This window comes from Nocardioides sp., assembly GCF_029937575.1.
Lineage (GTDB): Bacteria > Actinomycetota > Actinomycetes > Propionibacteriales > Nocardioidaceae > Nocardioides.
On the sequence record NZ_JAPYPS010000003.1, the window covers coordinates 1,554 to 17,880 of the forward strand.

A 16,327-nucleotide genomic window follows, 5' to 3' on the forward strand; every position below is an offset into this window, starting at 1 on the left:
TCAGCTCGTCGGTCACGATCGTCTCGGGGAGCGGGATCTCCATCGTCTCGAGCATCCCCTCGAGGACGGCGTCACGAGCGGCGGCGGCCTGCTCGAGGCGCTTGCCCCGGACCAGGCGCTCGCGCACGTCGACGTTGAGCTCCTCGATCGTGTCGAACTCGGAGGCGAGCTGGGCGAACTCGTCGTCGAGCTCGGGCAGGTCCTGCTCCTGGACCTGGCTGATGCTGACGGCGACCTCGACCTTGGTGCCGACCAGGTCACCACCGACGAGCTCGCTCTCGAACGTCGTCTCGCCGCCGGGCTCGAGCCCGACGAGTGCCTCGTCGAGGCCGTCGATCATGCCGCCGCGACCGACGCGGTAGCTCATCCCGGAGACCTCGGCTCCCTCGACGACCTCGCCGTCCTGGCTGGCCTTGAGGTCGAGCACCACGAAGTCGCCGTCGGCCGCGGCACGCTCGACGTCGCGCAGCGTCGCGAAGCGCTCACGCAGGGCCTGCACCTGCTCCTCGACCTCGGCGTCGCTCAGCTCGATGTCGTCGACCTGGGCCGCCAGACCGGTGTAGTCGGGCAGGGTGATCTCGGGACGGACGTCCACCTCGGCGGTGAACTCCAGGACGTCGTTGTCCTCGAACTTGGTGACCTCGATCTCGGGCTGGGCGACGGGCGTCAGCGAGTTCTCCTCGAGCGCCTCGACGTACTTCTGCGGCAGCACCTCGTTGACCGCCTCGTCGAGGACCGCGGCCCGGCCGACCTGACGGTCGATGACCATCGGCGGCACCTTCCCGCGGCGGAAGCCGGGGACGTTGATCTGCTGGGCGATCTTCTTGTAGGCGGCATCAAGGCTCGGCTGGAGCTCCTCGAAAGGCACCTCGACGGTGAGCTTGGCCCGGGTCGGGCTCACGGTCTCGACGGCGCTCTTCACAGGGGTGTCTCCTCTTGGTCCAGGGGTGGTGCTGGTCAGGTCTGATCGATCGGTGGTGGTGCGTGGTGATGGCTCGTGGTGCTGCTAGTCAAGCCAGGCGTGCAGGTCGAACACAAACTCGGGGTCGGGGCGACAGGACTCGAACCTGCGGTCTCCTGCTCCCAAAGCAGGCGCGCTAGCCACTACGCTACGCCCCGCCAAGACGGCATCCGGGGTGGCCGGACGACCGCTTGGAGGGGATGACGGGAATCGAACCCGCGTGGTCAGTTTGGAAGACTGAGGCTCTACCATTGAGCTACATCCCCGCGCTCCGAAACGCGTCCGGAACCCCTGAATCGTGCCACAGGGGCCCGCACGACGCCCAACCGGCACCGGCCCGGTCGGAGACGGGACAGCTCAGGTGTGGCGCACGACCACCATCGCCCGGTCGTCGTCGCGCGAGCCCAACGACGTCACCAGGCGCTGGGCGGCACCGACGAAGGAGCCACGCAGCAGCGACTCGGCCTCTCCCAGCATCCGATCGATGCCCAGGTCGATGTCGCGCCGCGGCTCCTCCACCATGCCGTCGGTGTAGAGCAGCACGGCGTCGCCCCGCCCCAGGCGCCCCGGGACGCACGTGAACTCGGCGTCCTCGATCAGGCCGAGCACCGGACCGTCGCTGCGCAGCACCGACCACCGACCGGCACCCGCGGTGCGGTGGGCGGCCGGCGGGTGGCCAGCCGTTCGCACCTCGAAGTCGCCGGTGGCCAGGTCGACCCACAGGTGGATGGCCGTGGCGAAGCCCTCGGCCCAGTCCTGGCGCAGCAGGTACTCGTTGGCGGCCGGGAGGAATCCGTCCGGAGGCAGCGCGCCCAGCAGACCGCCGAAAGCACCCGAGAGCAGCAGGGCACGGGTACCGGCCTCCTCCCCCTTACCCGAGACGTCGACCACCACCAGCTGCATCGCAGAGCCGTCGGGGGCTCGAGCCGCGACGATGAAGTCACCGGCGAACGCCGTCCCGCCCGCGGAGTCCAGCGCCGACTCCACGACCCAGCCGACCGGCAGGTCCGGGATCTCACCCTGGTTGAGGATCCGGTCGCGCAGGTCGACGAACATCGTCTCGCCGCGCAGGCCCGCGACACCCAGCCGCGAGCGGCGCAGGCTGGTGAGGAAGACGATCAGGCAGACCGAGAACTGAACGCCGGCTGCACCGAGGGTCCGGCTGGTCAGGCTCTCCTGGTTGGCCAGCGCGATGGCGAGCATCCCGACCACGAAGAGGACGAACCACGGCAGCGTCCGAGGCCCGAGGAAGAGACTCCCGACGACGACCGGGATCACCAGGCTGGTGAACGGCATCGCGGTCGGGGCCAGGGCGACCAGCGAGGTGATCACCACTGCCAGGATCCCGAGACCGAGCGCGACGCGCAGCTCGAGGCTGTCGTTGCGTCGCCGCAGTCGGACCCACCGCAGCCGCAGGCCCGCCAGGGGCGACCTGGTGGTCGCCGACGTCGCGGTGGTCATCGGGGGTGTCGCCTCTCTGGTGCTGCGGTGCAGCCGAGTCTGGGTGCAGCAGGTGGTGGGCTCAGCCTACGGCTCGGGAGCGGAACACGGGCTGGCATCGCGAACACCAGTAGGAGTTCCTGGCCCGCAGGGCCTCGATGCTGACCCGCCGACCACACACGAGGCACGGCTGGCCGTGGCGGCGGTAGACGTAGACCTCTCCCCCGTGGTCGTCGACGCGTGGTGCGCGACCCATCGCCTCCGGCGTGTGCTCGGGTCGCACCGTGTCGATGCGACCGGTCCGCACTCCCTCGGTCATGAGGGGCACCAGGTCGTCCCACAGCGCCTGCCACTGCCCCGACCTCAGGGTGTTGCCCGGTCGCAGCGGATGCATGCCGGCCCGGAAGAGCAGCTCGGCGCGGTAGACGTTCCCCACGCCTGCCAGGACCGACTGGTCCATCAGCAGGGCCCCGATGGGCAGGCGGCTGCGTCGGATCCGGTCCCAGGCCCGGCCCGGGTCGCCGTCCTCGCGGAGCGGGTCGGGTCCCGCGGCTGCGACCACGGCGTCCCGCTGGCTCGCGGTCCACAGGTCGCATGCGGAGGCGCCCCGCAGGTCGGCGTACACCGACTCCCCGACGAGACGCAACCGCACCTGCCCGACCGGCGGCGGCACCTGGTCGACGTACGTGTGAAGGTCGAGCTTGCCGATCAGGCCGAGGTGGATGTGGATGAAGCGGTCCCCGGCAAGCTCCACGAACAGCTGCTTGCCCCACGCCTCGGCCCCCACGAGCACGTCGCCGTCGAGCTGTGCCGCCGACTCGGAGAACCGCCCCTGGGGGCTGGTGACCGAGACCGACCTTCCGGCGAAGGCCGCGGTCAGGTGACGGGCGAGCCGGTGGAGGGTGTGGCCCTCAGGCATCGGTCCCCGCGGGACCGCGACCCACCGCCGACTCCGGCAGCGCAGGCAGGTCGCGGGTCCGCTCGTAGTCGGCCATCAGACCGATCCGGCGGACGTGACGCCCGTCGTTGCTGAACGGCTCGGCGAGGAAGAGCTCGACGAACCGGGTCATCTCCTCGAGGCTGTGCATCCGCCCGCCCACCGAGATCACCTGGGCGTCGTTGTGCTCGCGGGCGAGTCGAGCGGTCTCGTCGGACCAGACGAGCGCGCAGCGGATGCCGACGACCTTGTTGGCCGCCATCTGCTCGCCGTTGCCCGACCCCCCGACCACGACGCCCAGGCTGTCGAGACCCTCGGCCCGGTCCCGGGCCACGCCCTCGGCGGCCCGCAGGCAGAAGACCGGGTAGTCGTCGAGGGCGTCGTAGACGAAGGGACCGTGGTCGACCGGCTCGTAGTCGTGGTCGCTCAGCCACTGGCTGAGGTGGTCCTTCAGCTCGAGGCCGGCATGGTCACTACCCAGGTGCACGCGCATGCGCGAAGTGTCTCAGCCGTGGGCCCGGAGGAACGAGGCCACCTGCCCCATGAGCGGCTCCGCGGCGGCGAACGCGTCCGGGTGCCGCCAGAAGCCGTGCAGCTGACCGAGGTAGCGCGTCGCGACGACCTGCACTCCCTGCTGCGCGATCATCCGAGCCAGGTGCTCGCCCTCACCGCGCAGCGGGTCGTGCTCGGAGGTCATCACCAGGGTCGGCGGGAGCGTCCAGAGCTTGTCGGAGAGCAGCGGCGCGAGGTCGGGGTCGTCGTACAGGCCGAGGTCGCCGCCGGAGTACTGGGTCCAGTACCAGACCACCTCCCGGGGGTCGAAGCCCTCGGTCTCGGTACGGTGCGAGTCGAAGCGCGAGGTGGGATCCAGGAACGGGTAGATCAGGGCCAGACAGGCGAAGCGGCCCGGGTGCCGTAGCGCCGCCACGAGCGCGAGGTTGGCTCCTGCGCTGTCCCCGTGGGCCAGCAGCGGTCCCGCGAGCCCGTGGCGGGGACCCTCCTGCTCGATCCAGTCCAGGACGGAGTCGACGTCGTCAGGGGCTGCCGGGAACGGGTGCTCGGGCGCCAGCCGGTAGTCGACGCTGACCACAGCGCGATGCGACCGGTTGGCCAGCCGGCGCGCCGAGGCGTCGTGGACGTCGATGTCGTTGAAGACGAAGCCTCCGCCGTGCAGGTGGATGACGCTCCCCGGTGCCGCACCTGCAGGTCGGTAGATCCGACACGGGACACCGCCGGCATCGACGTCGCTCACCTCGTCGACGTCCTCGCGCGGCTGCGCTGCCGCGACGAGCCTGGCCTGCTCCCGGGCGGCTGCGATGTCGTAGTCCGGGGCGAAGACGGGAGGCTCCCCGGCCGAGTGGTCGAGGGCAGCGCGAGACTCGGGGAACAGCACGGGGTCCACCTCCGGTCGGTGTCGGGACGCTGGGGCCAGCGGTCAGGCCGTCACCCTATGTCCGCGCCGCAGGCTCGCCGCTCACCGCGCTCCGCTGGCCGCCCTGACCTCCGGCCACGCCTCGACGACCTCACGGTTCCCCGGTGTCGCCAGGCGATCGAGCAGGTCGCGCCAGCGGTGCACCTGGTCCCGGTCGCCGAGGGGCACCAGTCCTCGGGCGAGGAACTGCACCGCCTCTTCCTCGGCCAGGCGGCCGGACTCCAGGAGCCGCGCGGTGTTGTTGGGCGGCAGCTGACCGTTGACCACGGCGTACTCCGCGGGAGTCAGGGTCCCGACCCCGTCCAGGAGCGCGAGCGCGACCCGGTGTCCGCCGTCCACGAGGACCCACCGGTCCTCGGCGAGGCTCCAGCCGTCGATCTCGGTGCCGGCCGGCACCCGCGTGACGGTGACCCTGCCGAGGGACTCCCGCCCGAGACGGTCCTGCCGGTCCAGCAGCTGCAGGCTCGAGCGGACGATCGAACGGAACGTGCGCTCCAAGGCTGCCGGGTCCGACCCGGGCACGTGGCCCTTGTGGACGAGGACCTCGTCGAACCACGCCCCGTAGCCGCCGGCCCGGGCGAGCCGCAGGAAGGCCGGCTCGTCGTTCACCCTGAGGTCGGCGTGCTCGCGAGCGAGTCGGAAGAGGTCCGCCCGTGCCAGCACGTCGGCGCGGAAGGGGCTGATCAGGTCGTCGACCCGCAGCGACGCGTCGTTGCTGCCGGCGTGACGGAGCTGGCGTTGCACCCGCCAGCGGCGCAGCTGGGGCAGCCGCAGCGAGATCGCGCGGGAGAGCGCGTCCCTCTCGGCTCCGGACAGGCCACGCAGGACCACCACGGAGCCGTACAGGCCGATGACCAGCACCGCAGCGACGGCCAGGCGAAGCCACTCGTTGGCCGGCAGCAGGTCGGTGACCAGCTCTGCCAGCAGCGCTGCCGCGAGCGCTGCGCCCAGGGACACCAGCAGCGGTCGACTCCAGGGCCACCTCCCGGTGGCGACCCGGCGCACCGTGACGACCCGGACCACGGCGCCGACGGCCATCGTGAAGGCCCAGGCGAACGCGGCGCCGTTGATGCCGTACACGGGGATCAGGGCGAAGTTCAGCCCCACGTTGACGACCAGCGACGACACGTTGATCACGAGGTTGAGACCGTTGCGCCCGATCTGGTTGAGCAGCACGGCCGAGGGTGCCCCGAGCACCTCTGCCGCGGCCCCGACCGCGAGGATGAGCACGACCGTGGAGGCGTCACCGAAGCCGGCACCGAACAGCTGGAGCACCGCGGTCGGCACCGCCACCAGGCCGGCCAGCATCGGCCAGGTCAGACGCGAGCTCCACAGGATGGTCCCGGTGTAGCGCTCGTCCACGGCGTCGATGTCGCCGCGGACCCAGGCGGTCGCGATGCGCGCCGACACCGCGGCGTTGAGAGCGGTGATGACGAACATGCCGATCAGGACCACGCGGGCGGCGACCTGGTAGACGCCGACCTCCTCCGTGGACACGAGCGCCCCCAGGATCACCACGTCGGCCCAGAGGAGACCCTGCGTCGCCATCGAGGCCACCCAGCTGGTGGCCGCAAAGCTGGTCAGCGCCCGGCCCGGGTAGGTCCGCTGTGCCGGCGGCAGGGTGCTGACCATCCGCACGAGCGTCGCCAGCGCCACGATCCCGGAGACCACGCTGGCCGCCAGCAGCGCCGAGGCGGCCGCCACGGTGCCCCCACCGAGCAGCAGGAGCAGGAGCGTGAGGGCGAACCTCAGTCCGGGCTCCAGCACCTGTCCGATCCAGACGTAGGCCTGCATCGAGGAGAAGCCCTGGGTCGCGGCGAGCGCGACGTTGACGAGGACGAAGAACGGCAGGCTCAGCGCCACGACCTGCATGGTGGTGGCGAGCTCGGGCTCGTCGAAGACCGAGGTCGCGAGCGCGTCGGCGGCGACGAACCAGCCGAGCGCAACCACGGATGCGACCCCGACCGGCACGGACACGCCGAGCACCACGGCGCCCCGGAGACCGCCGGGGTCGCCGGTGGCGAGGTGTGCCGCCACGAAGCGCGTCATGGCCGTGCGCATGCCGAGGCCGCACACCAGCAGCAGGATCGCCCGGACCGCGAAGGCGAGCGTGTACTCACCGACGGCGCCGACGCCCAGCATCCTGGCGATGACCAGGATGACCAGGACGTTGGCGACGTTGCTGACCACCGCACCGAGGACGGAGCGTCCTCGGTCGCGGGCCAGGCTGGGTCGCCGCGCCTGCGGCGTGGACGTCTGCGTCATGACGTCACACCCTTCCACGGGTCGGGGTCACGCGCGGGATCAGCCGCGGATCCTGATCCGCTTCCGCAGCGGCTCGGCGGGGCTGTTGCGGGTGCCGTCGACCGGGGTCACGTACACGACGTACTTCCCGGGCGACAGGTCGAGACCGAGCGCCCAGCGGCTCGTGCGAGCGCCCGGTGCGGCGAGGGTCGTGGACAGCGTCTTGGCCTTGCGGCCCAGCCTGCCCTTCTTGGTCACCCACTTCTTCTTGCCCTTGCCGGCCTTCTTGACCTCGACCTGGACCTTGCGCACCGACGAGTCGTCGCTGGCCACTCCCGAGACCTGAGCGGACCGCTTGGCCACCTTCGCCACCGGAGCCGACTGGTCGTTGCCCACCTGGAAGGGCACGAACGGCGAGCTCGGGTCCTTGTTGTCCGAGGTGTCGACGGCCTTGGCGTCCAGGCCGTAGAGACCGTCCGGCAGCGGGATCGAGATGCTCCAGCCGGTGCTGGTCGCCCCCGGGTCGGCCAGCGTCGCCGAGCGGAAGGCGTAGCTCGGTCCCCAGGTGCCGTTGGCCTGCAGCCACTTGTTGGTGGAGTCGACCCGGTTGTAGATCGCGACCCGCATCTGGCTGACGCCCTTGTCGTCGGTCGAGGTACCGGTGAAGGTGACCGGGCTGCCCACCGTGGCGTTCTTGGCGGGCGAGGCGACCGTCGTGGAGGGCGCCTGGTTGTCCGGGGCGGAGACGTCGACCTCGAACGGGTGGTAGGTGCTCGGGGACTGGTTGCCCGACGTGTCGGTCGCCCGGACGTCGAGGGCATAGCTGCCCGTCGCCAGCGTGAGCGGCAGGCTCCACGTCGTGCTCGTGGCCCCCGGGGAGGCCAGCGCGGGAGTGCGCGAGGCGAAGCCCGGAGCCCAGGAGCCGTTGTCCTGCAGCCAGTCGCCCGTCGTCCGGTTGCGCACCGCCACCCGTACGGAGTCGACCCCGACGTTGTCGCCGCTGGTGCCGGTCGCCGTGAACGACGTGGCGCGGACCGTGTCCCGCTTGGCCGGCGACATCACGGCGACCACGGGCGCCTGGGTGTCGGCCTGGACCGGGTTGTCGTCGACCGAGAACCTGCGGAAGACGCTCGACAGGTCAGCGTTCCCGACCCCGTCCACGGCGACCGCGTCCACGGCGAAGTTGCCCTCGGGCAGCGTGACGTCGATCGACCACGTGGTCGAGGCGACGCCGGGCTCGGCGAGCACCGGGGAGCGGTAGGCGTAGCCGGGACCCCAGGTCCCGTTCGGCTGCAGCCACCGGTTGGCGGCGTCGTCGCGGTTGTAGATCGCCACGCGGACCGACGTGACGGCGCGGTTGTCGCTCGCCGTCCCGGTGAACGTCACCGGACCGCTGGCGACCACGTCGTCCAGCTGCGGGCCCGAGACGCCGGTGTCGGGTGCGATGTTGTCCGGCTCCAGCGGCGCTGCGGGGGCGTCGACGACAGCCGTGGACACCTGGATCTGGGCGCCACCGGAGTTCTCGTAGAACTCCACGCGCACCGTGTGGTCCCCGCCCGAGAGCGCGGCGGAGGTGCCGGTGCGGGTGCGGGCGGAGCTGTCGACCCAGTCGTTGATGACGCGGACGCCGTCGACGTAGACGCGGACCCCGTCGTCGGCGGTCGCGGTGACCTGGAGGGCCTTCCCGTCGGGCACCGAGATGCTGCGGGTCCAGCTGGCCGAGAAGTTGTTGCTCGGCAGGTTGGTGCCCGAGGGCGCTCCGCTGCCGTAGTTGTAGTTGACCTCGCCCTCGCAGCGCATCGTGTCGGGCGCGCCGTCGAGCTCCTGGTTGGACCAGTACTTGGCGCGCCACGGGAGGCTCGTCGAGCAGGTGTAGTCCGGCTTCGTCGGCTGCACCGCGGCACCGGTGCCGGGCGTGGCGAAGAGTCCCTTGACCTGGCTCCAGTTGGTGGTGCTCGAGTCGACGAGGGAGTTGCTGTCGAAGTCGACCTCTCCGCCCGGAGCGTAGAAGCGGTACAGGCCGCCGTTGGACCAGGCCGCGTAGAGCCAGTCGCCGATGAAGGCCAGGCCTCGAGCGTTGGCGAACGACCGGCCCGACGCGACCTGCTCGCCGGCGTCGATGATGCCGCTCTCCAGCGAGTAGCCCCGCTTCATCAGCTTGCCGTCGCTCTTGACGTAGTAGATCTGCCCGTTGGTCGGGTTGTAGGTGGCGACGTTGGTCTCGGCCACGCCGTAGGGCTGGTCGTACGGCGTGAGGTTGGCGCTGTAGTCGACGTAGCCCACCGTGCTCGACAGGTTGGTCTCCGACCCGATGGACGAGGCACTGAAGGGGCGCGAGTAGAACGCCTGGGAGGATCCGAAGTAGTGAAGCTTGCCGTCCTGGACGAAGCCGCCGCGGAAACCGCTCCAGTCGATGCCGGTCGAGGCAGGCACCTGGCTCGTCGAGCCGAAGCTCGCGCCGTCGAAGGCGACCGAGCGCAGCTGGGAGCCGGTCACGTAGTTGAGCGTCACCGGCAGGTCGACGGGCGTCGGCTGGGGGTTGGCGAGGCCACCTGCCACCGGTAGCGGGGCGAGCCGCTGACGCAGCTGACCGGCGAAGAACTCGGTGTCGCTGCCCACGAGCAGGAAGTCGTCGGTGGCGGTGATCGCCTCGGCGCCGCGACCGCGGTCGCGACCCGGGTTCCAGGACAGCGGTGCGCCGGTGAGCGGGTCCAGCGCCACGATGCCGTCACGCTCGACCGAGCCGGGACCGTCGCTGTCGCCACCGGGCGAGGGGCGCGGGTTGTTGACCCAGCGCTGGTGACCGCCGACGTACACGGCGCTCTCGGTGACCTCGGCGGTCCAGAACGTGTCGCCGCCCGTGAGCGTCTTCCACGTCGGGCTGAGGTGGTCGCCCGACTGCGTGGGCGGCAGCTCCCAGCGCGCTGCGGAGTCGCACAGCGTGTCGGGCACGTAGGCGCCGGTGCCGGCCACGACCATGTAGGAGCTGTCCGGGGAGATGTTGACCGAGCGGACCCAGGAGTCGTCGTAGACGTCGGCGCAGTCGACGCTGTAGGCGTCGGTCGACCAGTTGGCCACCCGAGGCGTCCCGCCACCGGGCTCGAGGTCGATCAGGGCGACCTGGTTGCGCGCCACGGTGCCGACCGTCTGGAAGTTGCCCGCGATGGCGAGCCAGTTGCCGTCGGGCGAGGCGTCCATGTCCTGCAGGTACGGCGCGAACTCGTCGCGCGAGTCGGTCAGCGGCAGGTTGAAGTCGCTCTGGGTCGCCCCGGTCTGCGGGTCCAGGGAGACGAGCCGCTCGACCGGCTGCTGGTTGACCTTGCTGAACTCGCCGCCGACGATCAGGCGGCCGTCGGTCAGCTCGAGGTCGTTGACGGTGTTGTTGACGCTGGCCGAGAAGCCGGCGGTGAGCGAGCCGTCGAGGTTGAGCCGGACGACGCGCTGGCGCGACTGTCCGTTGACGCTGGTGAACCAGCCGGCGACGTACATCGACTTGCCGTCGGGAGCGAACTCGATCGCCTCCACGCCGGGCTGGTCGGCGACCAGTCCGGTCGTGGACGGCGCCGGTCCGCGCAGGGTCGGGTTGAACGACTCCACGATCTTCCCGGTCGCCGTGTTGTAGAGGAAGATCCACTGGCGGGCCTGGTCCGGCGAGCCACCGGCGCCGTTGCGGACCGAGGTGAACGTGCCGCCCACGGCCACGAGGTCACCGGCGGCGGCGATCGCGTAGATCCGTCCGTTGAGGACGCGCGGGTGGGTCTGGTCGGGCAGTTGGGTGACCACGACGTTCTGGGCAGCCTGCGCCGGCGGTGTCACGGCCGGACCGGCCGAGGCGACCAGCGCCAGAGCAAGTGCGCCCACGATCTTCGAGGCGCGAGAGGGAGACTTCATCGGTTGCTGCTTCCTGTTCTGAAACGGTGTTCGGTGCGTGGATCCCGAGAGGGACGACGAGGCACTCAGGCGTGAATGGCCTCGTCGCACCGGGCACCGGCCAGGTGATGGTTGACGCGGTGGAGCTGGTGGACGTTGCTGTTGCGCCGGCGACGCTGCCGGCGCGTGGAGTGCACGGCGGTCTCGTAGACGCCCTCCAGGGCGTCGACGCAGGCCGACCAGTCGTAGACCGACAGCACCGAGTCGCGCATGGCGACGCTGGAGGCCTTCTCGGTCGCGGTGTCCTGGGCGACCTTGCGCAGGGCGTCGGCGAGCCCGGTGAGGTCACCGTCGCGGAAGACCCGGGCTCCGGCCCGGTCACGGCCCACGATCTCGAGGTGCGGGTCGATGTCCGAGACCACGACCGGCAGCCCGCTGCCCATGGCCTCGAGCAGGGTCAGGGGCAGGCCCTCCAGCGCCGAGGGCTGCACGAAGCCGGCGGCGTTGGTGAACAGCTCGTCCAGCACGTCGCCGTACAGGTAGCCCGGCATGATCACGCGCGGGTCCTGCGCGGCGAGCGCCCGGAGCTCCGCGACGTACTCGTCGGTGTGGCTCGAGCCCCCGACGAGGACCAGCTTCTTGTCGGTCTCCACCTGCGCGAAAGCCTTGAGGAGCAGGTCGGGGCGCTTCTCGGGGACCAGTCGTCCGACGAACAGGAAGTAGTCGCGACCCGAGAGCCCGTAGGCCTCGCGGATGAGCTGCGGGTGACGGCGCGGCTTCATGTTGACGCCGTTGGGGACGTACTCGCAGGCCCGCTCGTAACGCGTCGCGTAGTGGTCGGCCAGGGCCTGGGAGACCGTGATGGTCGTGTCGGGCACTCGGGCGCTCAGCCAGGTGGCGGCGTTGAGCACCGATCGGGCGCCGCCGCCCCACTTGGCACGGTCGGCGTCGAGTCCGTGCACCGTCTGCACCACGGCGCCACGGGAGCCGAAGCGCGCCAACGGGGAGAGCAGACCGGGGCCGACCGCGTGGTAGTGGAAGACATCATGGCCGCGGAAGAGGCCGTGCACGGTGGACAGGGCCGAGTGGCACAGCGCCTCGAAGCCGCGCACCGGCACCGTGGGCATGGTGACCACGCGCATGCCGAGGTGCTCGGTCAACGCCTCGCCGTCGCCGTAGCGGCTCTGCGAGTAGACGGTGACCTCGTGGCCACGCTCCACGAGCCGCGCGCCGATCTGCTCGACGTGGTGCTCGACCCCGCCGAACGAGGCGGGCAGACCTCGCGTGCCGAGCATCGCGATCTTCAGACTCATCAGTTCTTCCCCCATGATGGTGCGGCGCGTCGTGCGACGACACGCTGGTAGATCTCGTCGAGCCCACGGACGTGGGCGTCGATCGAGAAGGCATGGGTGCGCTCCCGAGCGACCATCCCCATGCGGTGAGCGGTGGCCGGGTCTCCGGCCACCTCGGACAGCGCCGCGGCTAGCGCGGCCGGGTCGTCGTGCGTGACGAGGCGTCCGGTGACGCCGTCGTCGATCAGCTCCGGGAGACCACCGAGCAGCGACCCGACGACCGGGCGGGCGGCTGCGTAGGCCTCGAGGATGGTCATCGGCTGGTTCTCGTACCACCGCGAGGGGACGACCACGACGGCGTGGTCGCGCATCTGCTGGTGCAGCTCGTCGCCGGGGATCCGACCGAGGAACGTGACCCGGTCGACGACGCCGCGGTCGGCGGCCCGCTTCTCCAGGGCCGCGCGCTCGGGGCCGTCCCCGGCGATCGTGACGCGCAGGCCCGCGGGCAGGTGGGCAGCGGCATCGACGAGGACGTCGACGCCCTTCTCGGGCGAGAGCCGACCGGCGTACAGGATGCCCTCTCCGGGCTGGGCGGCCGCCGTGATCTGACGGAGGTCGCAGAAGTTGGGCAGGTGGACCAGGCGCTCGGGGTAGACCCGACCCTCGGCCATCTTCGTCTTCAGGAACTCGCTCGGGCAGATCAGGGCGTCCACGGCGTCGTAGGCGTGCGTGGCGCGGTGCACGCTCAGCTCGATCGTGGCCAGCGCGCTGCCGGCCAGCGAGCCCTGGTTGCACCGCTTCTTGGTCGCGTTGCGGAACTTGCCGGGCAGGCACGCCTCGCAGATCTTCCCGTCGGCGTCGAGGAACTGGTAGGTCGGGCAGGCCAGCTTGTAGTCGTGCAACGTCATCACCGCCGCGATGCCGCGCTTCTTGACCGGACGCAGGATGGACGGCGAGAGCTGGTGGTAGATGTTGTGGAGGTGGACGACGTCGGGGCGGACCCGGTCGAGGACCGCATCCATCCCGGCCCGCGCGTCGGGGCGGTAGATGATCTGGCCGGCCGTGCGCACCCGTGCCGCCAGGCCCTCCGGCGGCGGGTTGAGCTCCATCCGCGCAGGGAAGAGGTCGTCGTTGACGTCCCCGTCGTTCTCCGGGTGCTGCATCGCGAAGAAGTCGACGTCGTGGCCCTCGGCGCGCTGGGCGGCTGCCAGGTCGAGCATGTAGGCCTCGGCGCCACCGCGACGGTGCAGGAACTTGTTGACGTGCAGGATGCGCATCACGACACCGCCAACGGGGGTGCGAAGGGAGCCAGCGCGCTCCCGGCGCCGCCGATCGTCTCGGCCGAGTTGTCGTCGACGACGTGGAGCGCCAGGTCGATGCGCTCCATGTCGGCCAGGAAGCTCTGCTGGTCGCCGCTGGTCTCCTGGACCCGCCCGGCCATGGGGTAGCCCCAGGTCTGCTCGAACTCGTCGGTGACGCGCCCCTGCGGGCCCCACTCGACGGAGTAGGCCACCGTACGGCGTCCGGCGTCGTCGACCACGTAGGCGCCGTACTCCTGCAGTGCGGTGGCGATGATCCGGGCCGGCTCGGTGGCCAGCTCGTCGACGTCGAAGTCGGTGGCGAGCGCGAGCAGGGCACCCATCCGTGCCTCGGGGACCGAGCCGAGGTAGGTCGTCGCCCAGTCCACGTCGGCGCGGTCGGCCGGCCACCGGAAGCCGCCCTCGCTGCCCGACAGCTCGTCGCCGGAGACGGTGACCTTCAGGGCGTGCCGGATCCGGCCACCCGGCACCCACTCCCCCAGCCTGATGGTGCCGCCGAAGGCGGTCAGCCCGGAGCCGCCGTGGGAGCCGCCGCCGATGTCGCCGGCGACGCCACCGGTGATGATCGAGCTGCCGCGCCAGGCGGGAGCCGCGTACTGGGCGACGGGGGTGCCGTCAGGACAGACGTGGAAAGGCTGGAGCTCCAGCAGGGTGTCGTCGGGCAGCAGGATCGCCGTCGACTGGTTGGGCGTGGCGCCGTCGTAGCCGGGGTCGGTCGTCCAGTCCTCGGGGATCGGAAGATCCTCGACGAGCACCTCGTCGGTCACCGAGCCGCACCGGGTCTGGGCGGGGTCCCAGCCGGCCGTCGTCGCGTAGACGTCCTGCAGCGGGGCCTCCGGCGCGATGATGAGGAGGTCCTCCTCCGGCACGAGGGTGACGTCACTCGGCTCGACGGGGAACGGCACCAGGCTCGCCTCGTCGCCGAGCGGGTGGTTCCAGATGGAGTCGGACGGGTAGGGCCACGTGCGCGCGTCGCGCTCGCCGACAGGTGCGTCCGTCGCCTCCGGGGACGGGGCGGGGGTGGTCCCGCCCGACGGCGCCGTGGTCGGCTCGGGGGCGACGGCCTCGTCCGGGGCACCGCACGAGGCGCCCAGCAGCATGCCGACGACGCCCGCAGCGACGGCGGTCACGCGGCCCGGAGTGGTGTGGAGTCCTGCGGTGCGCACCATCAGAACGCACCGCGCCGGAGCAGGACGGCATCGATCGTGCGCAGCAGGATGCGCGCGTCGCCGGCCGGGTGCCAGTTGTCGGCGTAGCCCGCGTCGAGCTGCATGGAGCGCTCGCGGCTCAGCGACGAGCGTCCGCTCACCTGCCACGGACCGGTCACGCCGGGCTTGACCGCGAGGCGACGGCGCTCCAGCTCGTTGTAGACCGCGACCTCCTCCGGCAGGGCGGGGCGGGGACCCACGAGGGACATGTCCCCGAGGACGACGTTCCACAGCTGGGGCAGCTCGTCGAGCGACGAGGCCCGCAGCCACCGGCCCACGCGCGTGATCCGTGGGTCGTTGCGCATCTTGAAGAGCACCCCGTTGCCCTCGTTGAGCTCGAGCAGCGTCTGCTTGACCTCCTCGGCGTCCACGGTCATCGTGCGCAGCTTGAGCAGGGTGAAGGTGGCCCCGTCACGGCCCACGCGGGTCTGGCGGAAGAAGGCAGGACCCCGGGAGTCGAGGCGCACCACGAGGGCGAGAATCGCCAGCAGGGGAAGGAAGCACACCACGAGGACGAGGGCGAGGACACGGTCGACGATGCTCTTGACGGCGCGGGCCACGGTCGAGGAGGGCGATGCGATGACGCTGAAGGTCGTGCCGTCCACCGCCGTCCAGCCCAGCCGGCGCGGCGCCACGTGGCCGGTCTCCCCGGCGCACAGCACCGCGACGCGCGCGTCGGCCAGCTGCCACTCCAGGCGACGCACCTCGCCGGGCACGGCCGCCGTACGGCTGTCGACGATGACGGCGTCGGCACCGGAGCTGCGAACGAAGTCGGTCAGCGAGGCCGCCCCGGCGACCAGCGGGACACCGAGGTCGCCCGCGTGAGCACCTCGACTCAGCGAGCGGGGACCGGTGGCGCGGAGCAGCGCGCCGGCGACGTGAAGGTGGCGCCCGCTGCCCCATCGGACGAGGAGCTCGGCGACGCCGGCCTCGTCACCGACGACCACGACGCGGGGCACGGCGCGCCGGGCAGAGACCAGCAGGTACCCGAGCGAGGCGCCGAGCGCGGCACAGGTGCCCAGCAGCGCGAGCTCGGTGCGCAGCTGGGTGGGCTGCTGGAGCACGGCGAGCGCCAGGACCACGAAGGCGGTGGGGACCGCCAGGGAGCGCGCGACGACCGCGGCGCCGCGCAGGCGGCTCTCGGTGGACGGGTGGCACAGGCCCAGGGACCGGGTGGCGGCGGCAGCGGCGACCGCGACGGCGAGCCGGGGCTCGGCCGAGGCGAGGACGGCGGCCAGGCCGACGGAGCAAGCGGCAGCGAGCGGTACGGCGATGCGCAGGTGGCGGTCACGTCGGTGAGCGGCGCGTGCAGGGCCGGGCGTGGCCGGGCGGGCGTCGTCCTGTGCGAGGGGAAGGAGAGAGGTCTCCCGGACGATCGACGGATCGTCGAAAAAAGCCTGCCGCACAGAAATCAGCCCCCCAGCTGTCGACCCAGTCCCCCACGGACACCCACCAGGCCGAGTCGATAGCCCGGCGGGATAGGGAAACACTAGTCAGAACGGGTCGGGGTGTCATGCCCGAACGGGCCTTCTGGAGAGACCGTGGCGCAGCCTTGGTAACCCTGATGGCTGCTGTGGACGTGCCGTTGGTGCAATGTGGATTTTGTGTGGGGCGAGCGTGGTGC

11 protein-coding genes and 2 tRNA genes are annotated in these 16,327 nt (G+C 71.4%); all 13 read right to left on the bottom strand.

The window, feature by feature from the left end; translation table 11 throughout:
- Nucleotides 1-922, bottom strand: a 922-nt coding sequence (gene tig, locus Q1K33_RS01730) for a trigger factor (RefSeq protein ID WP_300399960.1), incomplete at its 3' end; no start/stop codon positions are given.
- A 124-nt stretch (nucleotides 923-1,046) separates the two neighbouring features.
- Nucleotides 1,047-1,119 (bottom strand) — tRNA-Pro (locus tag Q1K33_RS01735).
- 34 nt (nucleotides 1,120-1,153) lie between these two features.
- Nucleotides 1,154-1,227, bottom strand: a tRNA-Gly gene (locus Q1K33_RS01740).
- Nucleotides 1,228-1,318: 91 nt separating this feature from the next.
- A complete protein-coding gene (locus tag Q1K33_RS01745; protein ID WP_300399961.1) occupies nucleotides 1,319-2,422 on the bottom strand; it encodes a PP2C family protein-serine/threonine phosphatase in 1,104 nt (367 codons plus the stop codon).
- A 61-nt stretch (nucleotides 2,423-2,483) separates the two neighbouring features.
- The gene (locus tag Q1K33_RS01750) at nucleotides 2,484-3,320 is read right to left on the bottom strand and encodes a DNA-formamidopyrimidine glycosylase family protein (protein ID WP_300399962.1); all 837 of its coding nucleotides are present in this window, start codon (nucleotides 3,318-3,320) and stop codon (nucleotides 2,484-2,486) included.
- Entirely contained in the window at nucleotides 3,313-3,831 is a 519-nt protein-coding gene (locus Q1K33_RS01755; protein WP_300399964.1) for a ribose-5-phosphate isomerase, read from the bottom strand. The genes Q1K33_RS01750 and Q1K33_RS01755 overlap by 8 nt, the downstream gene beginning before the upstream one ends.
- Nucleotides 3,832-3,843: 12 nt before the next feature.
- A complete protein-coding gene (locus Q1K33_RS01760) occupies nucleotides 3,844-4,731 on the bottom strand; it encodes an alpha/beta hydrolase (protein ID WP_300399965.1) in 888 nt (295 codons plus the stop codon).
- Between the two features lie 81 nt (nucleotides 4,732-4,812).
- On the bottom strand, nucleotides 4,813-7,035 hold the full coding sequence (locus Q1K33_RS01765; RefSeq protein WP_300399966.1) for a flippase: 2,223 nt from the start codon (nucleotides 7,033-7,035) through the stop codon (nucleotides 4,813-4,815).
- 39 nt (nucleotides 7,036-7,074) lie between these two features.
- Nucleotides 7,075-10,905, bottom strand: coding sequence for a PA14 domain-containing protein (locus tag Q1K33_RS01770; RefSeq protein WP_300399967.1), 3,831 nt, complete (start codon nucleotides 10,903-10,905; stop codon nucleotides 7,075-7,077).
- Between the two features lie 65 nt (nucleotides 10,906-10,970).
- Complete coding sequence (locus tag Q1K33_RS01775; RefSeq protein ID WP_300399968.1) at nucleotides 10,971-12,197, bottom strand: glycosyltransferase family 4 protein; 1,227 nt, start codon at nucleotides 12,195-12,197, stop codon at nucleotides 10,971-10,973.
- Nucleotides 12,197-13,453: a glycosyltransferase family 4 protein gene (locus tag Q1K33_RS01780; RefSeq protein WP_300399969.1), complete on the bottom strand. Its 1,257-nt coding sequence runs from the start codon at nucleotides 13,451-13,453 to the stop codon at nucleotides 12,197-12,199. Before Q1K33_RS01780 ends, Q1K33_RS01775 begins: the two co-directional genes overlap by 1 nt.
- Nucleotides 13,453-14,664, bottom strand: coding sequence for a hypothetical protein (locus tag Q1K33_RS01785; RefSeq protein ID WP_300399971.1), 1,212 nt, complete (start codon nucleotides 14,662-14,664; stop codon nucleotides 13,453-13,455). Before Q1K33_RS01785 ends, Q1K33_RS01780 begins: the two co-directional genes overlap by 1 nt.
- Nucleotides 14,664-16,109: an exopolysaccharide biosynthesis polyprenyl glycosylphosphotransferase gene (locus tag Q1K33_RS01790; protein WP_300399972.1), complete on the bottom strand. Its 1,446-nt coding sequence runs from the start codon at nucleotides 16,107-16,109 to the stop codon at nucleotides 14,664-14,666. Before Q1K33_RS01790 ends, Q1K33_RS01785 begins: the two co-directional genes overlap by 1 nt.
- Nucleotides 16,110-16,327: the final 218 nt, after the last annotated feature.